The 22,088-nt window shown below is 60.7% G+C and carries 22 protein-coding genes; 7 read left to right on the top strand and 15 right to left on the bottom strand.

Going from position 1 to position 22,088, the window contains the following annotated elements; genetic code table 11:
* Positions 1-17 precede the first annotated feature (17 nt).
* From HU755_RS05115 to HU755_RS05105, 3 genes are all read right to left on the bottom strand, one after another.
* On the bottom strand, positions 18-467 hold the full coding sequence (locus HU755_RS05115; RefSeq protein WP_346655426.1) for a PAAR domain-containing protein: 450 nt from the start codon (positions 465-467) through the stop codon (positions 18-20).
* Positions 468-945: 478 nt separating this feature from the next.
* Positions 946-1,713, bottom strand: coding sequence for a TerC family protein (locus tag HU755_RS05110; protein ID WP_186546257.1), 768 nt, complete (start codon positions 1,711-1,713; stop codon positions 946-948).
* A 67-nt stretch (positions 1,714-1,780) separates the two neighbouring features.
* Positions 1,781-3,088, bottom strand: a complete 1,308-nt coding sequence (locus tag HU755_RS05105; protein WP_186546256.1) for a CitMHS family transporter — start codon at positions 3,086-3,088, stop codon at positions 1,781-1,783.
* A 322-nt stretch (positions 3,089-3,410) separates the two neighbouring features.
* Here HU755_RS05105 and HU755_RS05100 point away from each other — a divergent pair, with 322 nt between their 5' ends.
* A complete protein-coding gene (locus HU755_RS05100; RefSeq protein WP_186630813.1) occupies positions 3,411-3,815 on the top strand; it encodes a GFA family protein in 405 nt (134 codons plus the stop codon).
* Here HU755_RS05100 and HU755_RS05095 read toward each other — a convergent pair.
* The gene (locus HU755_RS05095; RefSeq protein ID WP_186546254.1) at positions 3,812-4,138 is read right to left on the bottom strand and encodes a DOPA 4,5-dioxygenase family protein; all 327 of its coding nucleotides are present in this window, start codon (positions 4,136-4,138) and stop codon (positions 3,812-3,814) included. The two genes, HU755_RS05100 and HU755_RS05095, sit on opposite strands and share 4 nt — an antisense overlap.
* Before the next feature lie 82 nt (positions 4,139-4,220).
* Between HU755_RS05095 and HU755_RS05090 the strand changes: the two genes are divergently transcribed.
* Positions 4,221-4,886 carry an NAD(P)-dependent oxidoreductase gene (locus HU755_RS05090; RefSeq protein WP_186630812.1) on the top strand — a complete coding sequence of 222 codons (666 nt, stop codon included), beginning with the start codon at positions 4,221-4,223 and terminating at the stop codon, positions 4,884-4,886.
* 46 nt (positions 4,887-4,932) lie between these two features.
* Here HU755_RS05090 and HU755_RS05085 read toward each other — a convergent pair whose 3' ends face one another.
* Positions 4,933-5,883, bottom strand: a complete 951-nt coding sequence (locus tag HU755_RS05085; protein ID WP_186546252.1) for a LysR family transcriptional regulator — start codon at positions 5,881-5,883, stop codon at positions 4,933-4,935.
* A 114-nt stretch (positions 5,884-5,997) separates the two neighbouring features.
* On the opposite strand from HU755_RS05085, the gene betC reads away from it, so the two are divergent.
* From betC to HU755_RS05070, 3 genes are all read left to right on the top strand, one after another.
* Positions 5,998-7,512, top strand: coding sequence for a choline-sulfatase (gene betC / locus HU755_RS05080; protein WP_186546251.1), 1,515 nt, complete (start codon positions 5,998-6,000; stop codon positions 7,510-7,512).
* A 16-nt stretch (positions 7,513-7,528) separates the two neighbouring features.
* Positions 7,529-8,449 (top strand): choline ABC transporter substrate-binding protein, encoded by a 921-nt coding sequence (choX, locus tag HU755_RS05075; protein WP_186546250.1) that lies wholly within the window; start codon positions 7,529-7,531, stop codon positions 8,447-8,449.
* A gap of 211 nt (positions 8,450-8,660) precedes the next feature.
* Complete coding sequence (locus HU755_RS05070; protein ID WP_186630811.1) at positions 8,661-10,229, top strand: SulP family inorganic anion transporter; 1,569 nt, start codon at positions 8,661-8,663, stop codon at positions 10,227-10,229.
* Positions 10,230-10,337: 108 nt separating this feature from the next.
* On the opposite strand, the gene aroE is transcribed toward HU755_RS05070, so the two are convergent.
* Positions 10,338-11,159, bottom strand: coding sequence for a shikimate dehydrogenase (gene aroE / locus HU755_RS05065; RefSeq protein ID WP_186630810.1), 822 nt, complete (start codon positions 11,157-11,159; stop codon positions 10,338-10,340).
* 9 nt (positions 11,160-11,168) lie between these two features.
* Positions 11,169-12,083, bottom strand: coding sequence for an oxygen-dependent coproporphyrinogen oxidase (gene hemF / locus HU755_RS05060; protein ID WP_186546247.1), 915 nt, complete (start codon positions 12,081-12,083; stop codon positions 11,169-11,171).
* Between the two features lie 150 nt (positions 12,084-12,233).
* Between hemF and HU755_RS05055 the strand changes: the two genes are divergently transcribed.
* A complete protein-coding gene (locus tag HU755_RS05055) occupies positions 12,234-13,211 on the top strand; it encodes a quinone oxidoreductase (RefSeq protein WP_186630809.1) in 978 nt (325 codons plus the stop codon).
* A 21-nt stretch (positions 13,212-13,232) separates the two neighbouring features.
* On the opposite strand, the gene HU755_RS05050 is transcribed toward HU755_RS05055, so the two are convergent.
* The 8 genes from HU755_RS05050 to HU755_RS05015 all read right to left on the bottom strand — a co-directional run bounded on the left by HU755_RS05050 (position 13,233) and on the right by HU755_RS05015 (position 21,419).
* Positions 13,233-14,555 carry a phenylacetate--CoA ligase family protein gene (locus tag HU755_RS05050; RefSeq protein ID WP_186630808.1) on the bottom strand — a complete coding sequence of 441 codons (1,323 nt, stop codon included), beginning with the start codon at positions 14,553-14,555 and terminating at the stop codon, positions 13,233-13,235.
* On the bottom strand, positions 14,545-15,813 hold the full coding sequence (locus tag HU755_RS05045; protein ID WP_186630807.1) for an aminotransferase class I/II-fold pyridoxal phosphate-dependent enzyme: 1,269 nt from the start codon (positions 15,811-15,813) through the stop codon (positions 14,545-14,547). Before HU755_RS05045 ends, HU755_RS05050 begins: the two co-directional genes overlap by 11 nt.
* Positions 15,810-16,904: a DUF3419 family protein gene (locus HU755_RS05040; RefSeq protein ID WP_186630806.1), complete on the bottom strand. Its 1,095-nt coding sequence runs from the start codon at positions 16,902-16,904 to the stop codon at positions 15,810-15,812. Before HU755_RS05040 ends, HU755_RS05045 begins: the two co-directional genes overlap by 4 nt.
* A 42-nt stretch (positions 16,905-16,946) precedes the next feature.
* A complete protein-coding gene (locus HU755_RS05035) occupies positions 16,947-17,651 on the bottom strand; it encodes an iron-containing redox enzyme family protein (protein ID WP_238349956.1) in 705 nt (234 codons plus the stop codon).
* Positions 17,652-17,658: 7 nt separating this feature from the next.
* The gene (locus HU755_RS05030; protein WP_186546241.1) at positions 17,659-18,327 is read right to left on the bottom strand and encodes a hypothetical protein; all 669 of its coding nucleotides are present in this window, start codon (positions 18,325-18,327) and stop codon (positions 17,659-17,661) included.
* Positions 18,328-18,599: 272 nt separating this feature from the next.
* The gene (locus HU755_RS05025; RefSeq protein ID WP_186546240.1) at positions 18,600-19,157 is read right to left on the bottom strand and encodes an L-threonylcarbamoyladenylate synthase; all 558 of its coding nucleotides are present in this window, start codon (positions 19,155-19,157) and stop codon (positions 18,600-18,602) included.
* A gap of 54 nt (positions 19,158-19,211) precedes the next feature.
* On the bottom strand, positions 19,212-20,309 hold the full coding sequence (gene dprA / locus HU755_RS05020) for a DNA-processing protein DprA (RefSeq protein ID WP_186630804.1): 1,098 nt from the start codon (positions 20,307-20,309) through the stop codon (positions 19,212-19,214).
* 84 nt (positions 20,310-20,393) lie between these two features.
* Positions 20,394-21,419 carry a LysM peptidoglycan-binding domain-containing protein gene (locus HU755_RS05015; protein ID WP_186630803.1) on the bottom strand — a complete coding sequence of 342 codons (1,026 nt, stop codon included), beginning with the start codon at positions 21,417-21,419 and terminating at the stop codon, positions 20,394-20,396.
* 160 nt (positions 21,420-21,579) lie between these two features.
* Between HU755_RS05015 and def the strand changes: the two genes are divergently transcribed.
* The gene (def, locus tag HU755_RS05010) at positions 21,580-22,086 is read left to right on the top strand and encodes a peptide deformylase (protein WP_186546237.1); all 507 of its coding nucleotides are present in this window, start codon (positions 21,580-21,582) and stop codon (positions 22,084-22,086) included.
* The last annotated feature ends 2 nt before the right edge of the window (positions 22,087-22,088 follow it).

The raw sequence follows: 22,088 nt of genomic DNA, 5'->3' as shown, positions 1-22,088 counted from the left end.
TGTTTCTTCCTTGAAGCTCAGGCAGTCCAGCGTACGACGGCGAGATCGGGCTGCAGGGTCGCGACGCTCTGGGTCATGCCCTGCGCATTGGTCAGGCCTTTGACGATACGGCCTTCAGCAGTTTCGATTTCATAGCCCTGTTCGGCGATGGGTTCGCCGTTGCCGGCACTGATCGCTTTGAATTCGACCACGGGCTGGCCGATGATCGGCAACGGTGGAACGAACGGCGCAGGGGTGTGCGAGCTGCCGATAATCACATTGCCGGAACCGCCAATCACGACGCCGCCATGGCTGGCGGTGCTGTCGATAGTCATGGCGTTCTTGCCGTTGATGAACACAGTCGACGAAAAGGCGCCGCTGAGCGCCTGGCCGCAGGTGCACTTGTCGCCGAGGCGGGCGGCGGCGAGGCCGTTGAAGAAGACGTCGCCGGAACCGCTGGCAATCGGGTTGGTGCCGTGGCCGGGAATCGGTCAAGTGGTCGGGTCCGTGACGCGCGCGGCGGGTTTTCCAGACATGAACGTTCCTTGTTTGTCGCTGAGGCGAGCAGGGACGCTAACGAGCGAAGGTCGGTGAGTCAACCTTTTCGGCCCGTTTCGAATGGATGCGATATGCCGCTGTGGGAGCGAGCCTGCTCGCGAAAGCGGTGGGTCAGACAGCCTCTTCTTCGACCGATATGGCGCCTTCGCGAGCAGGCTCGCTCCCACAGGTTTGGTGTCCGATCTGGAGCGAAATTCGTTGTTGGGGATCCAGCAAGTCATCATGTTGGGTGAGCTGGCCATCAACCGCGTCCTCGACAACCTCGTGCCGCCAGCCTGAACACAGAAACAAATGTAGGAGTGAGCCTGCTCGCGATAGGGCCATCAGCTTCAACATCATTGTTGACTGACAGACCGCTATCGCGAGCAAGCTCACTCCTACAAGGGGTGTTGCCTGAAGACTACCGGGTTATTGGCCCGGCATATCCTTGCGCAGTTTCACCGGGTCCTGCTGCTTCTTTTTCCGGTCCATCGCGCCGCGCAACTTGATGTTGATCGCTTCCACCGCCAGCGAGAACGCCATGGCGAAGTAGACGTAGCCCTTTGGTACGTGCACGTCGAACGACTCGGCGATCAGCACGGTACCGACCACCAGCAGGAACGACAGCGCGAGCATTTTCAGCGACGGGTGCTTGTCGATGAATTCGCTGATCTTGCCCGACGCCAGCATCATCACCAGCACCGCAACGATAATCGCCGCAACCATGACCGGGACGTGGGACACCATGCCCACGGCGGTGATCACCGAGTCCAGCGAGAAGACGATGTCGATGATCGCGATCTGGATGATGGTGTAGAGGAAGTTGCCGCCCTTGCCCGAAGGCGCGTCGTCGCTTTCGTCTTCGCCTTCCAGCGCGTGGTACATCTCCTGCGAGCTTTTCCACAGCAGGAACAGGCCACCGAAGAACAGAATCAGATCGCGGCCGGAGATGCCCTGGCCGAACACTTCGAACAGGTCGGCGGTGAGGCGCATGACCCACGTGATCGAGAGCAGCAACAGGATCCGCGTGATCATTGCCAGGGCAAGACCGAAGATCCGGGTGCGCGCCTGCATGTGCTTGGGCATGCGGCTGACCAGGATCGAAATCATGATGATGTTATCGATACCGAGGACAATTTCCAGGGCGGTCAGGGTAAAGAAGGCAACCCAGATTTCGGGGTTGGTCAGCCATTCCATGTGTATTCCTTTGATGTGTTAAACCAAGACGCCAGCGGGCAGCTGGCGTGTTGGTGAGTTGATGCCGTTACAAAGTGCTGAACAGCGGGAAAGTTCCCAACAGCAGGGCGGCCACCAGTATGCACAGGCAGACCAGAACTGCCCACTTCAGGGTGAAACGTTGATGGTCACCGAACTCGATACCGGCCAGGGCCACCAGCAGGTACGTCGACGGAACCAGCGGGCTGAGCAAGTGGACGGGCTGACCGACGATCGAGGCACGTGCCATTTCCACAGCGGTGATGCCGTAGTGGCTGGCCGCTTCGGAAAGCACCGGCAACACGCCGTAGTAGAACGCGTCGTTCGACATGAAAAACGTGAACGGCATGCTCACCAGCGCCGTGATCACCGCCAGGTACGGGCCGAGGAAGTCCGGAATCACTGCCAGCAAACTTTTCGACATGGCGTCGACCATCCCGGTTCCCGACAGGATACCGGTGAAAATGCCCGCTGCGAAAATCAGACTGACCACCGACAGCACGCTGCCGGCGTGGGCCGCCACACGATCCTTCTGCATTTGCAGGCACGGGTAGTTGACGATCATCGCGATACTGAACGCCACCATGAACAGCACCGGCAACGGCAGCAGTCCGGCGATCAGGGTGCACATCAACACCAGGGTCAAGAGGCCGTTGAACCAGATCAGCTTCGGACGGCGGGCGTCGGGGAACTGCGACACGCTGATTTCGCTGTGATCGAGGTCATCGCCGATCAGGTGCAGTTCGCCCAGGCGCGCACGTTCACGCTTGCCGTAGAAGTAGGCAATGATCAGGATCGCCACCACACCGGCGCACATTGCCGGAATCATCGGCACGAAAATATCCGACGGATCGACATGCAGCGCACTCGCCGCACGGGCAGTCGGGCCGCCCCACGGGGTCATGTTCATCACGCCGCCGGCGAGGATGATCAGACCGGCCATGATCCGCGGGCTCATGCCGATGCGGCTGTACAGCGGCAGCATGGCGGCCACGCAGATCATGTATGTGGTCGCGCCGTCACCGTCCAGGGAAACGACGAGCGCCAGCACGGCGGTGCCGACCGACACTTTCAGCGGGTCGCCCTTGACCAGCTTGAGGATCTTGCGCACGGCCGGGTCGAACAGGCCGGAGTCGATCATCAGGGCGAAATAGAGGATGGCGAACATCAGCATCACGCCGGTCGGCGCGAGCTTGGTGATGCCTTCGAGCATCATCGGACCGATCTTCGGCGCGAAACCACCGAACAGGGCAAACAGGATCGGGATAATGATCAGAGCGATCAGCGCGGACAGGCGCTTGGTCATGATCAGGAACATGAACGTGATGACCATGGCAAAGCCAAGGAAAGTCAGCATGGGAATACTCCAGGCGTAGCGCAGCGAATGAAATGAGCGGATCGGGCGCGATCAGCGCAGAGCAGCAAGCACAAGGCGTACGGGCGGAGTGACAGCGAAGAGGCGGGTTACAGAGAACATCAGAATCACCATTGTTGTTGTTAATTGGGCCGGGCGTGCAAGCCATCACACGCGTTGGGCCAACCGGTCTGTTGCCGGAGGTGGGGCGATCCTAATCGCGGAAGCTTTCAGCTACCTTTCGGTAGCGAAAGCGTCGAATGAACGGTCAACCGGCTGTCGGTTGCGGCCAAAGTCAATGAATACGGAAACGGGAGCTTTCGGAATGAGCCAATTGCACAGCGGTGGTTGCCATTGCGGACATATCCGCTATCAGTTCAGCGGTGCGTTGCAGGACATCGCTCATTGTCATTGCTCGATCTGCCGCAAGGTCAGTGGCGGGATCGTCACGACGTGGATCACCGTGCCCGCAGCGAATTTTCGTTGGCTGGCCGGTACGCCGGCGCGTTACGACTCGTCGTCCAGTTGCAGGCGGTTTTTCTGCCCGAACTGCGGCGCACATCTGGCGCTGGTGACATCGCTCAGCCCGGACAGCATCGATGTGACCATCGCCACCCTGGAACACGCGGAGCGGGCCGCCGCCGAGCGGCATATCTGGACCGACAGCCAATTGCCGTGGCTGCATCTGGATGAGCACCTGCCCGGCGAAGCCGAAGAAACGCTTGATTAGAAAACCGACAAATCCAACCGCCGGACCGCGCCCATCCAGATCGCATGCTCGGTGTGATCAAGCAAATCATTGCCCGTGTCCGGGTGCAGGAACACCACCAGGCCTTTGCGGTGGAGCGCAAGCCACGGCAATACCTCGCCAAGGAGCTCTGGACCGAAGGCCAGTTGGCAGCTCCAGTCGGGGTGCGGTCCCACCGGACGCTCATGCACACGGCCCATTTTCACTGCGAACAACTGCACAGCCTGTTCGCACAAGGCGCGCGCCTGCTCGATGGTTTGTGCATCGAAATAGACATGGGCGTGGTAGCCCTTGATCGCTTGCATGTGTACCTCTTCTGAATCGGTTCGAACCCTTGGCGGTTTCCACCGTCACAGGCCATATAGGACAACGATAAGGAAAACAGCCATGAAAAATGCCGAAACCCCGGCGATGAAAGTGGCGCTCTATGGTGCCATGGCCAGCCTGGGCGGTGCGTTGATGGCTGAATTGCTGCGTCGCCAGCACGAAGTCATCGCCATTCTCGACGATCTCACCGCGCTCGCGCCGCGCCCTGGGCTGCGCACTAAAACCGGCGATCTGTTCGACGCCGAGCGGGTCAATCAGAGTGTCGCCGGCAGTTCGGCAGTGATCTGCCTGCTGGACGCGCCGGGTTTGCCCTTCAATAGTGACCACGTTGAGCGTTCGGTAACGCTCGGGCCGGTCGAACAAGTGCTGGCCGTCGACGCGTTGGTTGAAGGCTTGCAACTGGCCAGCGTGCCGCGCTTGTTTCTGGTCGGCAATTTCGGCGTACTCGACGAGCGGGACAGCGACGAGCGCCTGCAACGCCATGCTGCCGAAGAAATGCTCGAGGCCGTACAAAGCAGCTCACTGCGCTGGACTTTGGTCAATGCGCCGCATGGCGTGGCCGGATTGACGATTGAGCATTTCAGCCAGGTCGGCGGCAATCTTGAGCCGGGTCTGGCCGAACCGCTGGAGCGCTTGAATCGCGTCGCGGTGGGTATCGCCGATGAGCTGCGGCTGAATCTGCATGTGGGGGAGCATGTGAATTTCGTGGCGGCTTCAGCGATTTGAAAGATCGTCCGAAGGCTCGGGCCGCGATCGGACGATCTCTTGATCTTCACACCGCAATCGAGGGCAGGGCCAGACCGTTGAGCGATTCGGCGCTGCTGGCCTGCTCGGACATCAACCAGTCGACAAACTGCTGGATCAGCGCCCCGCGGCGTTTGCGTTGCGGCAGCACCACGTAATACCCGAGTCGCGACAACGTGGTTTGCGCCAGCGGCCGGCACAGCAGACCCTGGACCAGCAAGTTATCCACAAGGTGGCGCCAGCCGATCGCCACGCCCTGACCACCAATCGCCGCTTGAATCAGCAAGGTGTAATTGTCGAAACGCAACTGCCCCGGTGCCGGCGGCGTGGTGATGCCCAGTTCGCGAAACAGACCACTCCAGTCAAACCAGTTGCTGCTGTTTTCCCCGCGCAAGTGCAGCAGCGGAAACTCCAGCAGCGCCTGGGCGGGCAGGGGCAATGGACGATCCTTGAGCAATTGCGGACTGCACACCGGGAAGACCTCCTCGCTGAACAGCCAATGGCTTTCGCCCTGCTTGAATCGACCGTCGCCAAACAGGATGGCCACATCGATATCGGTGCGCAGCATGTTGTGGTTGCGCTCGCTGGTGACCAGGCTGACGTCGACCTGAGGATTGGCGGCATGGAAGCGGTGCAAACGCGGCATCAGCCAATATGCGGCGAAGGCAAAATCCGTGGCGACCTGCAGCACTTCGTGCTGCTGCTGTGCGCTGATCGCGCTTAATCCGGCGTCGATATGGTGCAAACCGAGGGCCACTTGCTCAAACAGCAGGGCGCCGACCTCGGTCACTTCGATCCCCCGATAAATCCGATCGAACAGCCGCGCGCCGAGCTGCTCTTCCAACCGCTTGATTTGCTGGCTGATCGCCGGTTGCGTGGTGCCCAGCTCCACCGCTGCCGCCGTGAAGCTGCGATGGCGAGCGGCGGCTTCGAAGGCACGCAGCAGGTCAAGGGACAGGCTTCCCAAGGCTTCATACATAAGCTGTGCTTATCCTAGTCATTGCCCGGCGCGGGCTTTACCCGATACAGCATGGACTCCATGCTCAATCGCAGCAATGTCGCATAAATATTCACTATGGAATGCCGCGATCAGATGAAGCGCAAGAATATCCTGTTCATCATGGCCGATCAGATGGCCGCGCCCCTGTTGCCTTTCTACGGCCCGTCGCCGATCAAATTGCCCAATCTTTCGCGCCTCGCCGCTCAGGGCGTGGTGTTCGACGCGGCGTATTGCAACAGCCCGTTGTGTGCGCCGTCGCGTTTCACTCTGGTCAGCGGCCAGTTGCCGAGCAAAATCGGCGCCTATGACAACGCCGCCGATTTTCCCGCCGACATCCCGACCTACGCCCACTATCTGCGTCGCCTCGGCTACCGCACCGCGCTGTCGGGCAAGATGCATTTCTGCGGCCCCGATCAACTGCACGGCTATGAAGAACGCCTGACCAGCGACATTTATCCGGCCGATTACGGTTGGGCTGTGAACTGGGACGAACCGGATGTGCGGCCGAGTTGGTATCACAACATGTCGTCGGTCTTGCAGGCAGGGCCGTGCGTGCGTACCAACCAGCTCGATTTCGACGAAGAGGTGGTGTTCAAGGCGCAGCAGTATCTGTTCGATCACATCCGCGAGGAGGGCGACCAGCCGTTCTGCCTGACCGTGTCGATGACGCACCCCCACGATCCGTACACGATTCCCAAGGCATTCTGGGATTTGTATGACGACAGCGATATTCCGCTGCCGACAACGCCGGATCAGCACGAACTCGATCCGCACTCGCAACGCCTGCTCAAGGTCTATGACCTGTGGGACAAGCCGCTGCCTGTGGATAAGATTCGCGACGCACGCCGGGCCTACTTCGGTGCCTGCAGCTACATCGACGCCAATGTCGGCAAACTTCTGCAGACCCTCGAAGAAACCGGGCTGATCAACGACACCATCATTGTTTTCTCCGGCGATCACGGCGACATGCTTGGCGAGAAAGGCCTCTGGTACAAAATGCACTGGTACGAAATGGCCGCGCGGGTACCGCTGCTGATCAGTGCGCCCGGGCAGTTCGGTGCCGGTCGCGTCAGCGCTGCGGTTTCCACCGCCGATTTGCTGCCGACCTTCGTCGAACTGGCCGGCGGCACGCTGCAGCCGGGCCTGCCACTGGACGGCCGTTCACTGGTGCCGCACCTGCAAGGGCAGGGCGGCCATGACGAGGTGTTCGGCGAATACATGGCCGAAGGCACCGTCAGTCCGCTGATGATGATCCGCCGTGGCGCCTACAAATTTATCTACAGCGAAAGCGACCCGTGCCTACTCTTCGATGTGCATAACGATCCGCACGAAAGGGAAGAGCTGAGCCAGTCACCGCAACATCGTCAGCTGTTTGAAGACTTTCTCGCGCAAGCGCGGGCCAAATGGGACATTCCGGCGATCCATCGGGACGTACTTGCCAGCCAGCGCCGACGCCGTTTCGTCGCCGACGCCTTGACCATCGGCAAGCTGAAGAGCTGGGACCACCAGCCGCTGGTCGATGCCAGTCAGCAATACATGCGCAACCACATCGACCTTGATGATCTGGAGCGCAAAGCCCGTTATCCACAACCCTGCCAAAACCAATAATCTCAAGGGGAAGTCCATGCGCAAGTTATCCACAGCAGTGACCGTCGGCCTGATCGCGTTGAGCAGCGCCTCGGCCTTCGCCGAGCAAGGCTGCGAAACCGTGAAAATGGCCGATCCGGGCTGGAGCGACATCGCCGCGACCAATGCCATCACCGGGTTTCTGCTGGACGGCATGGGCTACAAGGCCAAGGTCGATACCCTCGCGGTGCCGATCACCTTCGGCGGCTTGAAGGACGGCCAGGTCGATGTGTTCCTCGGCAACTGGATGCCGGCGCAACAGGGTTTCTACGACAAATTCGTCGCCACCGGCGATGTCACGCAACTGGCGAAGAACCTCGAAGGCACCGAATTTACCCTCGCCGTACCCGATTATGTCTGGGAGGCGGGTGTGCATGATTTCGCCGATCTGAACAAGTTCGCCGACAAGTTCGACAAGAAGATCTATGGCATCGGTTCGGGCGCACCGGCGAACATCTCGTTGCAGGACATCATCAAGAAAAACGACTTCAACATGGGCCAGTGGAAACTGATCGAATCCAGCGAGCAGGCGATGCTCGCCGAAGTATCGAGGGCGGTGAAAAAGCAGAAATTCGTCACCTTCCTCGGCTGGACGCCGCACCCGATGAACGTGCAACTGAAGATGCGTTACTTGAAGGGTGGCGAAAAGTACTTCGGTGACACCGGCAGCGTATTCACCCTGACCCGCAAGGGCTACGCGGAGGCTTGCCCGAATGTGGGTAAATTGCTGACCAATCTTTCGTTCACTCAGGAAATGGAGAACAGCATCATGGCCGAGGTGGTGAACAAGAAGATCAGCAATGCCGAAGCCGCCAAGGCGTGGATAAAGGCCAATCCCGCGGTGTTGGATAAGTGGCTGGATGGCGTGAAGACTGTGGATGGCAAGGATGCGTTGGCGGCGGTGAAAGCCAAATTGTAATGCTATCTGACTGTCGACCACTTACCTGTGGCGAGGGGATTTATCCCCGATCGGCTGCGAAGCAGTCGCAAGACCCATGAACTCGATATACCTGACTCACCGAGAACTCTGGGTTTGGGGCCGCTTCGCGGCCCATCGGGGATAAATCCCCTCGCCACAATGATTGCTGTGTCCTGATAGGCTTGCCTGAAAACCCCAACCGCGAGGACCCATGGCCTTCCCCAGCCGTCACTCACTGTTCCCCTTCCTCGCCTGGCTGCCCCGGCAAACCCGTGCCAGCGTCGGACGGGATCTGGTCGTTGGCCTTAGCGGTGCGATTCTCGCCTTGCCCCAGTCGATTGCCTACGCGCTGATCGCCGGTTTGCCCCCTGAATACGGCCTGTACGCTGCGATTGTTCCAGTACTGATCGCCTGCCTCTGGGGCTCGTCCTGGCACCTGATCTGTGGCCCGACGGCGGCCATTTCGATTGTGCTGTATGCCAGCGTCAGTCCGCTTGCCATGCCGGCTTCCGAGGATTACATCACGCTGATTCTGCTGCTGACCTTGCTCGCCGGGGTTTTCCAGTGGCTGCTGGGTTTACTGCGCTTCGGCGCGCTGGTGAATTTCGTTTCGCATTCGGTGGTGCTCGGCTTCACCCTCGGCGCAGCGGTAGTGATTGCCATCGGCCAATTGCCGAACCTGCTGGGACTTGAGTTGCCGGCCAGTGCCACGGCTCTTGCCAGCCTGATGGATCTGCTGCGCCACCTCGGCGCTGTGGATAACCCTTCGCTGATGCTTGGCGCAGCGACGGTGGTGCTCGGCGTGGCGTTGAAACGCCTGTTGCCACGCTGGCCAACCCTGCTGATCACCTTGGTGTTGGCCAGTCTGTGGGTGTGGTTGTGGCCGGCCATGTTCGCGCATGTGCATCTGGTCAGCGCCTTTGTCGGGCGCTTTCCGCCCTTCAGTGCGCTGCCGCTGGATCTGGATCTGGTCCTGCGGTTGCTGCCCAGCGCCGTGGCCGTCGGCATGCTCGGGCTGGTCACCAGTCTGTCGATTGCCCGTTCGATTTCGGCGCGCTCGCAGCAACTGCTCGATGCCAATCAGGAAGTGCGTGCCCAAGGCTTGTCGAATATGGTCGGTGCGTTTTTTTCCGGATCGTTGTCGGCGGGGTCATTTACCCGTTCCGGTCTGAGCTACGAAGCAGGCGCCTGCTCGCCGCTGGCCGGGGTGTTTTCAGCGCTCTGGGTGGCGCTGTTCGCGCTTTTCGGTGCAGGGTTGATCGCGCACATTCCGATCCCGGCCATGGCCGGCAGCATTTTGTTGATCGCCTGGGGTCTGGTGGACCATCGCGGCATTCGCGCCTTGTGGCGGGTCAGCCGCGCCGAATTCGTGGTGATGGGCCTGACGTGTCTGGCGACACTGCTGCTGGAATTGCAGACGGCCATTTACGCCGGGGTGCTGGCCTCGTTGTTCTTCTACCTCAAACGTACCTCGCAACCGCGGGTGCAGCATTGGCGCGACGGTGAAGACGATGTGCTGCGGGTCGGCGGTTCGATCTTTTTCGGCGCCAGCCATTACTTGCAGGTGCGCCTGCAACGCCTGCACGGCACGCGAGTAGTGATCGAGGCGCAGCAGATCAACTTCATCGACTATTCAGGGGTGGAAATGCTGCATCAGGAGGCACGGCGCCTGCTGCGCCAGAATCGCAGCCTGACCTTGCGCCGGGCGCGGCCGCAGGTGGTGGAGGAGTTGCGGAAACTGGAAGGGGCAGAGAAATGCCCGATCCGGTTTGAAGACTGAGCATCACATACCCCTGTAGGAGTGAGCCTGCTCGCGATAGCGGTGTATCAGTTGAAACATTTATATCTGACGCACCGCTATCGCGAGCAGGCGAAGGCCTACAGGGAATTATTGCACTAGCTGGCGGCGCAGTTCGGCCAGCACCGGCGCCGTATCCGGGCGCACCCCGCGCCACAGGAAAAACGCCTCGGCCGCTTGCTCCGCCAGCATTCCCAGGCCATCCATCGAGACCGCCGCGCCGTGCTCACTGGCCCAGCGGCAGAACGCGGTCGGCTCCTTGCCATACATCATGTCGTAGCACAGCGTCTGCCCCGGTTCGATCAGGCTCGCGGCGATCGGCGGCACATCGCCGGTCAGGCTGGCGGACGTAGCGTTGATGATCACATCCACCGGCTCGCGCAGCCAGTCGAACCCACTGGCCGACACTGGCCCCAGATCGCCGAACAATTCGGCCAGCCGCTCAGCCTTGTCTACGGTGCGATTGGCGATGATCACCGACGCCGGTCGTTCCGCCAGTAACGGCTCCAGCGCGCCCCGCACTGCGCCCCCGGCCCCCAGCAGCAGGATGCGTTTGCCCGTCAGGCTGAGCCCGGCATTGACGGTCAGATCGCGTACCAGCCCGGCGCCGTCGGTGTTGTCGCCGAGCAGTGACGCGTCGTCCAGTTTGCTCAAGGTATTCACCGCACCGGCTCGCTGTGCGCGCGCGGTCAGGCTGTTGGCCAGACGATAAGCGTCTTCCTTGAACGGCACGGTGACATTGGCGCCGCGGCCTTCCTGAAAAAATACAGTGGCGCAGCCGACAAAATCATCCAGCGGCGCCAGCAGCGTGCTGTAGTCCAGCTGCTGGCCGGTCTGTTCGGCGAACAGCTTGTGAATCATCGGCGATTTGCTGTGGCCGATCGGGTTACCGAAAACGACGTAACGATCCATCGAAGGTCCTCAGGCCTGGGCCAGCCAATCGCGGTCTTGCAGGAAGTAGTCGGTCAGGCGCGCTTCTTCGCTGCCCGGTTCGGCCTTCCAGTCGTAGCCCCAGCGCACTTGGGGCGGCAGCGACATCAGGATCGACTCGGTACGCCCGCCCGATTGCAGCCCGAACAGCGTGCCACGGTCGTAAACCAGGTTGAATTCGACGTACCGGCCACGACGAAACTCCTGGAACTCGCGCTGCTGCGCAGTGAACGCAGCGTTCTTGCGGCGTTGCACGATGGGCAGGTACGCCTCGATATAGGCGTCGCCGATGGCACGCATGAAGGCGAAGCTGGTGTCGAAGTCCCATTCGTTCAGGTCATCGAAAAACAGACCGCCGATACCACGCGGTTCATGCCGATGCTTGATGTGGAAGTAGGTATCGCACCAGGCCTTGTAGCGCGGATAGACGTCCGCGCCGAACGGTGCGCACGCTTGCGCGGCGACACGGTGCCAATGAATGCAGTCTTCTTCGTTGCCATAGTAAGGGGTCAGGTCGAAGCCGCCGCCGAACCACCAGACCGGCTCTTCACCTTCCTTCTCGGCAATGAAAAAGCGCACGTTGGCGTGGGACGTCGGCACGTGCGGATTGTGCGGGTGAATCACCAGCGACACGCCGAGGGCTTCAAAACCGCGACCGGCCAATTCCGGGCGATGAGCGCTGGCCGAGGGCGGCAGACCGCTGCCGAAGACGTGAGAAAAGTTGACGCCGCCCTTTTCGATCAGCGTGCCGTTCTCGATCACGCGCGTGCGACCGCCACCGCCGGCAGGCCGGGTCCAGGCGTCTTCGACGAAGCGCGTGCCGCCGTCCTCGGTTTCGAGCGCGGCGCAAATGCGGTCTTGCAGGTCGAGCAGATAGGCCTTTACGGCGTCGGTGCGGGTCGTCATGGCATCACCTTGGATCGAGCGGCGCCCCAGGCAGGCGGGCAGCGCAAATGGGCGCGTAGCATACCATCGCAGACTGGCGCGCCGCAGTTGACGAAGATCAACCAGGGGAGTTGCATAGGGGCCTCGCAACAATCCCAAGGAGACAGGCAGATGGCAAAGCGTATCCAGTTCCGCGCCCATGGCGGTCCCGAAGTGCTCGAGTATGTTGACTACGAACCTGCCGCGCCCGGACCTCATCAGGTGCGCGTGGCCAACCAGGCGATTGGCCTGAATTTCATCGACACTTATTACCGCAGCGGGCTGTATGCGCCGCCCGCCTTGCCCTCCGGCCTGGGTGCCGAAGGCGCCGGTATTGTTGATGCGGTGGGCAGCGAGGTCACCCGGTTCAAGGTCGGTGACCGCGTGGCGTATGGCAGCGGCCCGTTGGGGGCTTACAGCACGCAACACGTTTTGCCCCAGGACAATCTGGTGCACCTGCCTGACGAAATCAGCTTCGAAACCGCTGCCGGGGTAATGCTCAAGGGTCTCACCGTGCAATACCTGCTGCGCCAGACCTACGAATTGAAGGGTGGCGAAACCATTCTGTTCCACGCCGCTGCCGGTGGCGTCGGGTCACTGGCCTGCCAATGGGCCAAGGCGCTGGGGGTGAAACTGATCGGCACGGTCAGTTCGAAAGAAAAGGCTGAACTGGCGAAGGCTAACGGCGCATGGGCAACCATCGATTACAGCCATGAAAACGTGGCCGAGCGCGTGCTGGCGTTGACCGATGGCAAGAAAGTCCCGGTCGTGTACGACGGGGTCGGCAAGGATACCTGGCTGACGTCGCTGGACAGCGTCGCACCGCGCGGGCTGGTAGTGAGCTTCGGTAATGCGTCAGGTGCGGTGGACGGCGTGAACCTGGGCATTCTGGCGGCGAAAGGCTCGCTGTACGTCACCCGTCCGACCCTGGCGACGTACGCCAATAACGCCGACAACCTGCAACGCATGGCGGATGAGCTGTTCGAGATGATCATCAGCGGCAAACTCAAGGTGGACATCAGCCAGCGCTACTCGCTGGCTGATGCGGCAAAAGCACAAACCGAACTGTCGGCACGGCGCACCACCGGTTCCACCATTCTGCTGCCCTGAACCCGTTGCTGACCCGACCCGTCACGCCAGGCGGGTCGGCGCCTGTTGCAACTCGACAAAGAACGGCGTCTTGCCGGCCGTGGTGGTCGCGAAGGCTCCACGGGGCAGCCGCCGCACCTGCAACCCAAGCACGCCAGGCAATTTGAGCAATGCACTGGCCTGCGCCTCGGCGTGCAAAGCCTGCTCTAGGCCACCCTGCGCAGCAGCGGGCAGTCTGTCCTCGGCGATGACCAGACGCATGTACGTGCCGTTCACCTGTCGCTCAATCTGCACCTGAATATCCGCCGCATGCAGATCAGGAATTGCTTGTGCGAGCACACTCAGAATCTGCCGCTGGGTAATGATCGCGCCGCCCAGCTTGATCGTCGTCTCTACTCGCCCCACAAGCTCCAGCACTGGCAGGGCACTGCCACAGGCGCACTTGGGCAAGTTGGGCACGATTCGCCCCCGGTCACCAATGCGGTAACGCAGCAACGGCACATGGTCCGGCAGCAAGGGCGTCAGCAGAAACTCGCCGCATTCACCGTCGGGCAGTGCTTGCAGGGTAAGGGGATCCACCACCTCGACCAGCATCGCGTCGGCATGCAGATGATAGAAACCCGGCTCCAGATGGGCGCACTGAAAACCGATCGGGCCGGTCTCCGTCGCGCTGTAGCCCAGTGATCGCAAGGTCAGGCCCGGCCAGTCTCGGGTCAGTTGCTCACGCAGCAGCGCGCTGCACGGTTCCCCAATGTAGTAGAGCCACTTCAGGCTACCCAACTGTCTTCTGTCGACAGCGACATCATTGAACAGCGCCGCCGCGAAGGAGGGCGTGCAGATCAGGGCATCGGCCTTTTGTGACTGGACCAATTCGGCAATGCGTTGAAGGCCCATCAGTGAGCCGGCGGGTAACAAGCGCTCGCCGAGGCGCTGAACGATGGCCGCCGCGTATTGAAACGCGCCCTGCATTTCGCCGGCAGTGAGGCAATTGACCACCACAGAGGGGGTCTGGCCCGTCGCAAACATCCGTACGCCCAAGCGCACGATGCTGTCGTTGAAGGCCCAGGAGTGGGTGATGTGTTTGCGGTTGCCGGTGCTACCGCCCGATGTCAGGGTCAGCCCACCGCCCGCCGCCAGATGCGATGCCTCGCCCAGCAGAGAAAACAGCAATCCACCCTGCTCGTCCTCTACGGCCTGAACCGGCAGCAGGTGCAGATCCTCCGCGCTCTGCACGCGCCGTATCGGCGGACACACCGTACAGAACCAGGACAACGAACGCGCATGGGCGAACTTGCGCGCAAGGGCTTCGGTCGCTGCCGCGTAAACCGTGGCAGCGCTGGCAAACAGCAGCGGATCATCGGTCATGGGTGCGTTCTCCCTGACGGATGCACAACTCGTCGAAGCCAGTGCTCACGGCTGTCGCCAGGTGTTCGAGCTGGGCCTGGCTGTGATTCGCGCTGATTGCCAGACGCAGCATCGCCTCGCCTTTGGCCACCACCGGAAACAGCGCAGTGGTGACCGCAATGGCCTGCCGGCGCAGATGCAGCGCCAGACTCACTGCATCACGCTCGGCGCCGACCCGGACGAAGCGTATGGGCGATGCGATTCGGTGATTGCCCAGTCGCGCTCCCAGCAAGTCATCGATCAGCGCGACATTGCGCCACAACGCGGCCTGAAGCGGACCCAACTGCGGTGAAAGATGAATGTTCGCAGAGGCGACCGCAGCACCGACACCGCCCATGGACAGAGGGCCGCCGAAGGTATAGGTCGAGGCGTGGCGCCGTATCAGTTCGGCATCGGCCACCGCCCGCACGGTAATTGCCCCACCGGTTGCGCCAAAGGCCTTGGACAGGGAAGACAACACAATCATGCGATCGCGCAGTGACTCCGTGGCGGCGACAAGCGCATATCCGCCGCCTGCCAGCCCGTGGATCGAGGTGCCATGGGCGTCATCTGCATACAGGTAACCGTCAAAGCGCTCGGCCAGTTGCAGCAAGCGATTGACCGGATACACCCCGCGCATCGAACCGATGCTGTCGGTCAGGATGATTGGCGTATTGCCTGCCGCGACGGCTGTTGTACAGGCATCTTCGACTTGCTGCACATCGCTGCAATCACAGCGCAGCACGGGTCCGAACTGGCACAGGATGCCTTGCAATACCTGCATTGAGGCATGGGCAGCCCGGTCGACGATCCAGCCGGGACCTCGACGCAGGGGATACGAGGGCAACTCGCCGGAGCCGAGCAGCGGCAGGCAACCGAGGTGTGCGCTGCCGACCGAGTTGAAGGTGACCGTATGCCCCTGGAAAATCCGGTTCAGCCGCTCATCAAGTTCGCGCATCGGCGGCAGCAGTGCCCGGGTGCGCGCGGCAGCGAACTGCACGCCGAACATTTCCACGGCCTGCACCGCGCCTTCAATCAAGCGGGGATCGCATTCGAGTCCCAGATAAGAGCAGGAAAGAAATTCAGTCAGGCATTCGCCACTGTCCAACTCGATGTTCTTGCCTTCGCGCTTCACGACTTTGAGACCGTTGAGGCCGGCATCGAACAGTTGCTGTTGGTCGTCACGGGCCTGGCGAACGCGATTGCTGACCCAGTTGACGGTCGGATGAGGTGTATTCATCGGGATACCTGCGCAGGTGAGGTCTGGCGATAGACCTGTACGCGCCAGAGCTGGGTTTTTTCACGCGCAATCGCTTCGTGATACTGCGAGCTGACATCACGGAAGCCTTCGCAATCGGGCCGGACCACGCGCAAATGACCGCGCATCACCGTGAGGGCATGCTCGGCCAGCGCCGGCCGCAGCCGCTGCAGAACCGTGGCGGCAGTAGCATCGGGCAAAAATGAAGGCACATCCGACAGCGAGACGAAATCCACATCAGTGCACGCGGCCACGCAATCAACGATGTCGCCCTGCACCACGCTCACTCGGCACTGCTTCAACGCTTCACGAGCACTTTGAAAAATCTGCGGATCACACTCCAGCGGGTAGCCTTGCGGATACCGCAGCTCACCGAAGAACAGCATCTGCAGAAAGAAGCTTTCGCGCACGACCTGTGTCGTGAACAAGGCATGGAAAATGTCGAGGTAGACCTTGCGCGAACTGATTCCGAGGTTATTGGCCGGAAACGCACCGCGGTACAGCAACGAGTTGAGTACGGCGGCATTGCCCAGCAACCCGATGACGGCTTTCCAGCGCCGAAGTGGAAAACGGCGGCGGTAATAGTCCGATTGCTCGCCAAGGTCGCAACACTGGAAAATCCCACGACCGGCCTTTCCAGTGACCAGAGCGTTGATCCTCGCCAGGCGCCGCAAGGTCTGCTCGAACGCGCCCAGATAGATCGGCGCGTGCCAGTGACTGGACTGGAACAGGTCCGCCAGCCAGCGGCGATCCGCCAGGGGCAGGTCCAGTTGCCGGAAAACCGACTGGCGCCGCGTGATCGAGGTGTCTGGCCGATACCCCATGAAGTCCATGAACGACTCATGGTCGGCCTGCTCCAGCAGGGCCAGGCGCAACCGGGTGAACGCCAGTTGCGGTGCACTGATATCAGCACAGGTCAGGCGTGCCGGGCATCGGGCGAGCAAGGGCAAAAGCCGGCTGCCACATCCGGCGACGTCCACCACATGCCGGGCATGCTCGGGCACAATCTCGTGCTCGAGCGCGGCATCTTCATCACCCAGCGAATAATTCAGCCGCTCGAAGTAATCAGCCATGCCGGCCTCCCTGCGTCCGCTGCGAAAATGAACAGGCACGCGTCATGATTGATCCAGGGCATGCAGAAAGTCGTAGCGGGGCGCCTGGCCGCTTTGCCAGGCTTCGTACTGCTCATACACCGCTTCGAGCATGTTGCCGGTCAGGCGCAGACTGGTTTCCATCACCACCGTAATGGCGTCCCAGTCAGCCTGACTTTTGCAGGTTCGCTGCAGGATGAGTTTGATCTCGTTGAAGTGCTCGATATCGATATCGGAGTGCGCAATAAAAAACGTCAACTGGGCAGGTTTCAGCGCCAGAACTTCGCTTATCCGCGTGATCAATGGCGTGATGAACTGATAGGCGTTTTCTGCCCAATAACTGTAGCCAAGTCGCTGTAAGGGATTCCCGGTGAAAGAGATCCAGTACAAATAAGCGATCAGCACTTCTGTGGCCGGAAGTGCAGGCGGCATATCGAAAACTTCGCTCTTGAGGCCCAGACTCATGACATCGTGCAGGGCCATTTTTTCATGGCCGACTTCTTGGGCGGCATGTTCGAAGCAGAACTTTGCATAGACCGGATTATCGGCGTGACGCACGCCCACCAATCCCTGATTACGGGCATTGTGCGCGGTGTAGTGGAATGTTTCGATCATATAGAGGGCATATAACGCTTTGCTCACGCTTCCTTCGCGGATGGCCCTGACCAACCGTGAGTTGTCGAGAATACCGGCCCATGATTTTTCGATTCGCTGGTCAAGCAGAATCAACTGCTGTTCAAAACTGACGGACGTGTTCATCGCAATTCTCCGAAGGGTTGGCGTTGAGGGCGACGGGTTGCTGCAGGGCTGCAAGGATTTCCCGCCATTGCGCCGCGAGCAGCCAGTAATCGCCACGCGCGCGTTGCTCGATATGAAGTGCGGTGGAGGGAAGCGGGGTCAGGCCGAAACGCTGGAACATGCGCCGCTGTGGCGACCGGCACAAGGCGGTGATCCCTTGATAGCCACGGTTGATCGCCCACTCGGTAGCAACCGCCAGCAGGCCATTGATCGGTACGGACCGGTGCTGTTGCGAATGGGTAATCAGGCGACTGAACTCGACATGACGCGCCAGCGCCACCGTCGGTGAAAGATACTGTTGCGCCAGGGAGGCCCATTCGAAAGGCGAGGGCGTTACCCTCAATACGCCCACCAGTTGGTCACGCTGGTACATCAGAAAATGAGTACTGCGCGCCACGATCGCCAGGCTGGTTTCCAGCGCCCGGGCTCTGGAGGTCAGCATGTAATGTTGTAAGCGCAAACGAAACTGCCGCCCGACAAATCGCTCAAATTCGCGAGCATCCGAGCCGGCTTCAAGAATAACGACACGATAACCGCCTTGCTGATTAATCAATGCCACTTGCAGTCGTTGCAGATAGTCCCTGAGTTGTAAATCCGTAGTATCCATTCCTTCTCCGCAAACGTTAACTTATCGAAGTTTTCTGCGCGCATTTGAATAATGGATGCTTTTGGAAATATCGCCACTGCGCGACTTCTGATAATCACGTGGGAAAAATTACTGGATTTTTATAGTTATCGATTCGTCTGACACACAAAGAAACAGCACAACAAACAAGTTGTTTAAATTACGAGTGAGATTGAAAGACGAATAACCAACGGATGTAGTACTCCTCGTCTGGACGATCGAGGAGTACTCACGGATTGCGGGAAAAAATGCTGTCAGTCGGGACGAATGACGTTGCCGGTGACCAGATCGCGGATGACGCTGGGGTTCTTGCGGCCTCCCAACTGCCCGCCCAGCACGCGGTCGATCTGCCCGCGAAAATATTGCTCGACCCGCAGGCGAGTACGCGCCGCCGGGCGCCCCTGTGGGTTGGCCGAGGTGGAGATCAGCGGCCCGACCATCGAGCACAGATCGCGCACCTGTGGATGATCGCTGACGCGCAGCGCCACGGTGTCGTGCACCCCAGTTACCCATTCCGGCAACAGGTTCTGGTGCGGTACCAGCCAGGTGTTCGGCCCCGGCCAGGTGCTGGCCATGCGGTCGAGCCACTCTTGCGGGAAGTCTTCAAACAAAAAGTCGAACTGGCGGATGTTGTCTGCCACCAGAATCAGGCCTTTATTGACCGAGCGATTTTTGATCGCCAGCAGCCGATCCACCGCTTCCTCGTTCCACGGGTCGCACCCCAGCCCCCAGACGGCTTCGGTTGGATAGGCAATCACCGCGCCGGCGCGAATATCTCGTGCGGCTTGCTGCACACGCCAACTGTTGACCATGAAAAAATCTCCGCAAACAGGTTTCGCGCAGTTTACCGATCTTCCCCGTAAAACCTAGCTTGTCCTGGCCAGCCAGCGACCGTTTTCGCACACGGCGCGGCCGTCCATTTCCAGTTCGGTCAGCGCTGCCAGCACTTTGGGCAAGGCCCAGCCACTGCTGTTGGCCAGCGCCTCGCTGGTATGAGGCGCCGCGTGGAGCAACATGAGCAGCGGATGATCGGCCTCAGCTATATCGGTGGATAAAGGCAGATGTTGCCAGCCACGCAAGGCTTCGAGGATATGTTCTATGGTTTCCACCAGGACTGCGCCGTCACGGATCAACTGGTGACAGCCACGCGCACCGGGATGGTGGATCGACCCCGGAATCGCATACACCTCGCGCCCCTGTTCCGCCGCCAGCCGGGCGGTGATCAGCGAACCGCTGGCGACACTCGCTTCGACCACCAGCACGCCGAGGGACAAGCCGCTGATAATCCGGTTGCGCCGGGGGAAGTTGCTGGCGCTCGGCCCGGCATCCAGCACCAGCTCCGACAGCACGGCACTGCCTGACTCGATCATGGCGTCGGCCAACCGCCGATTGCGCTGTGGATAAAATTTTTCAAGCCCGGTGCCAAGGACGCCAACGGTCTGCCCGCCGACGTCCAGCGCAGCTTGATGGGCCGCCGCATCAATGCCCAGCGCCAGACCACTGGTGATGACGAAACCGGCCCCGGCGAGACTGCGCGCAAACGCGGCCGCGGTGTCCATTCCCGGGCGCGATGCGCGGCGGCTGCCAACCATGGCCAGTTGCGGCTTTTCCAGAATCAGCGGATCCCCGGCCACAAACAGCAGCGGCGGCCGGTCGGGAATCTGCGCCAGCAGCGCCGGGTAATCCGGCTGGTCCCACATCAGCAGATGTTGGCCCGGACGCTCTAGCCAGCGCAGTGCATGGCTGGCGCCATCACGAACTTCAGGGCTGCGCCGGGCCTCGGCGCACGTTGCCGGCAACCCCAGCGAGCGCCAGGCGCTGGCCGGTGCGCTGAGGGCTTTTGACGCCGAGCCGAAGGCTTCGAACAATTTTGCAAAACGCTTTGGACCGATGTCCGGCAAGCGGTGCAAGCGCAGGCGCGCTTCCAGTTCTGCCGGCGAAACCGGCATACAGACAGACGACATCATGGATCATCCTTGATCGTGGACAAGCCCCGAACCCTTCGGGACAAGTTGTGGATAACTCTGTTTATAACTTGTTGAGCAAGCTTACGGATTGCGTACCTTGTCGAGCACCGCCAGCGAGCGCGATGCGTTGAGGACGAGGCCATAGCTGAGCTTTTCGTACGTACGGAACACCATCAGCAAACCGGCGCGTTCGTCGGGAATTTTCACCGGCTGGCCGGTGATCCGGTCGCGCACGGTTTCGCCGGTTTTCATCACCGCCAGCACGTTTCCTTCGGCCAGACCGTCGCGCCTGCCCTTGTTCAGGGTAACGACATCCATCACGCCGATCTGCGTGACACCGCGTGGCACGTCGATGATCACGCCGTTAATGGCGGTAGTGGGCGCGCCGGGCATGAAGGTCGAGTTGATCGAGCGCTCCTCACCGCTGAACAAGCGGTCCCCCAAACGGACTTCCTGGGTGGTGCGTTGCAGCGCGAGCGTGGCGACGTCGCCTTCGGTGGCGATAATTTCGCCGCCGCCAATGTCGTCGGCATTGATGCCGAGAAATTCCTGGGTCTGCGGGTCGGTGTAGACCTTGCCCTGGCGGAAGATCCCGTAGACCGGCTGATCCAGGTCGAAGTGACCACGGGCAAAGATGCGATCGCCGGTGCCGCTGAGGACGCGTTCGGCATCACCGGCAACGATATAGGGCGCCTTGTCGAAATCTTCGGCCGTGTCGACGATACGGTTGCTCAGCAGAAAGCTGTTGATCGACTTCAGTGGAATGCTCGGAATCGCCTCGGCCACCGGGCTGGTGCGGATCCGTGGCGACAGTTTGATGGTGCCGCGTGATTCGCCGCGCTTGACCGTCAGTTGTGGCTGGCCGTTGACGTAGCTGAGCGTCAGCGTGTCGCCGGGGTAGATCAGGTTGGGGTTTTCGATCTGCGGGTTGGCCCGCCACAGTTGCGGCCACTGCCAGGGCTCGCGCAGGTATTTGCCGGAAATGTCCCAGAGGGTATCCCCTGTCATCACCGTGTATTGCTGTGGAAAACCATCCCTGAGTTGCACTTGCCCTTGGGCCACGCCGGCCGAAGCCAGCAACAGCAGGGCGAGTAGTGTTTTCCTCATGCAGTGAATCCCTTTATCATGTGCGTTCGCGTGAATCGTCAGAGCCCCCGTGGCTCGCTTCTGATTTTGTAGAAGCTACGCTTCACAACGGTAGCCTGCATCCTCGGACCTGCCAGGCCATCGACCCGACTTTACTCAACGTGTGCAGCAATCAAAGCCTATGGCCATTTTAAACATCCTCGAATTTCCGGACCCGCGTCTGCGCACTATCGCCAAACCAGTGGCTGTAGTGGACGACGAAGTGCGTCAGTTGGTCGACGACATGTTTGAAACAATGTATGAAGCGCCCGGCATCGGCCTCGCCGCGACCCAGGTCAACGTGCACAAACGTATCGTCGTGATGGACCTTTCCGAAGACCGTACCGAGCCACGGGTGTTCATCAACCCCGAGTTCGAACCGCTGACCGAAGAGATGGACCAGTATCAGGAAGGCTGCCTCTCGGTACCGGGCTTCTACGAAAACGTCGACCGCCCGCAGAAGGTCAGAATCAAGGCGCTGGACCGCGACGGCAAGCCCTATGAACTGATCGCCGAGGGCCTGCTCGCGGTGTGCATCCAGCACGAATGCGACCACCTCAATGGCAAATTGTTCGTCGATTACCTGTCCACGCTCAAACGCGACCGGATCAAGAAGAAGCTGGAAAAGCTGCACCGCCAGAACGCTTGATG

It is taken from the genome of Pseudomonas sp. SWRI111 (assembly GCF_014268555.1).
Classification (GTDB): domain Bacteria; phylum Pseudomonadota; class Gammaproteobacteria; order Pseudomonadales; family Pseudomonadaceae; genus Aquipseudomonas; species Aquipseudomonas hamedanensis.
Note: the sequence above shows the minus strand (reverse complement) of the source record. Positions and strands in the feature narration are given on the sequence as shown.

Bases quoted from the DNA above. Each gene is read 5' to 3' on its own strand.
- HU755_RS05110 (WP_186546257.1), bottom strand. From the start codon at position 1,713: ATGGAATGGCTGACCAACCCCGAAATCTGGGTTGCCTTCTTTACCCTG.
- HU755_RS05105 (WP_186546256.1), bottom strand. From the start codon at position 3,088: ATGCTGACTTTCCTTGGCTTTGCCATGGTCATCACGTTCATGTTCCTG.
- HU755_RS05100 (WP_186630813.1), top strand. From the start codon at position 3,411: ATGAGCCAATTGCACAGCGGTGGTTGCCATTGCGGACATATCCGCTAT.
- HU755_RS05095 (WP_186546254.1), bottom strand. From the start codon at position 4,138: ATGCAAGCGATCAAGGGCTACCACGCCCATGTCTATTTCGATGCACAA.
- HU755_RS05090 (WP_186630812.1), top strand. From the start codon at position 4,221: ATGAAAAATGCCGAAACCCCGGCGATGAAAGTGGCGCTCTATGGTGCC.
- HU755_RS05085 (WP_186546252.1), bottom strand. From the start codon at position 5,883: ATGTATGAAGCCTTGGGAAGCCTGTCCCTTGACCTGCTGCGTGCCTTC.
- betC (WP_186546251.1), top strand. From the start codon at position 5,998: ATGAAGCGCAAGAATATCCTGTTCATCATGGCCGATCAGATGGCCGCG.
- choX (WP_186546250.1), top strand. From the start codon at position 7,529: ATGCGCAAGTTATCCACAGCAGTGACCGTCGGCCTGATCGCGTTGAGC.
- HU755_RS05070 (WP_186630811.1), top strand. From the start codon at position 8,661: ATGGCCTTCCCCAGCCGTCACTCACTGTTCCCCTTCCTCGCCTGGCTG.
- aroE (WP_186630810.1), bottom strand. From the start codon at position 11,159: ATGGATCGTTACGTCGTTTTCGGTAACCCGATCGGCCACAGCAAATCG.
- hemF (WP_186546247.1), bottom strand. From the start codon at position 12,083: ATGACGACCCGCACCGACGCCGTAAAGGCCTATCTGCTCGACCTGCAA.
- HU755_RS05055 (WP_186630809.1), top strand. From the start codon at position 12,234: ATGGCAAAGCGTATCCAGTTCCGCGCCCATGGCGGTCCCGAAGTGCTC.
- HU755_RS05050 (WP_186630808.1), bottom strand. From the start codon at position 14,555: ATGACCGATGATCCGCTGCTGTTTGCCAGCGCTGCCACGGTTTACGCG.
- HU755_RS05045 (WP_186630807.1), bottom strand. From the start codon at position 15,813: ATGAATACACCTCATCCGACCGTCAACTGGGTCAGCAATCGCGTTCGC.
- HU755_RS05040 (WP_186630806.1), bottom strand. From the start codon at position 16,904: ATGGCTGATTACTTCGAGCGGCTGAATTATTCGCTGGGTGATGAAGAT.
- HU755_RS05030 (WP_186546241.1), bottom strand. From the start codon at position 18,327: ATGGATACTACGGATTTACAACTCAGGGACTATCTGCAACGACTGCAA.
- HU755_RS05025 (WP_186546240.1), bottom strand. From the start codon at position 19,157: ATGGTCAACAGTTGGCGTGTGCAGCAAGCCGCACGAGATATTCGCGCC.
- dprA (WP_186630804.1), bottom strand. From the start codon at position 20,309: ATGTCGTCTGTCTGTATGCCGGTTTCGCCGGCAGAACTGGAAGCGCGC.
- HU755_RS05015 (WP_186630803.1), bottom strand. From the start codon at position 21,419: ATGAGGAAAACACTACTCGCCCTGCTGTTGCTGGCTTCGGCCGGCGTG.
- def (WP_186546237.1), top strand. From the start codon at position 21,580: ATGGCCATTTTAAACATCCTCGAATTTCCGGACCCGCGTCTGCGCACT.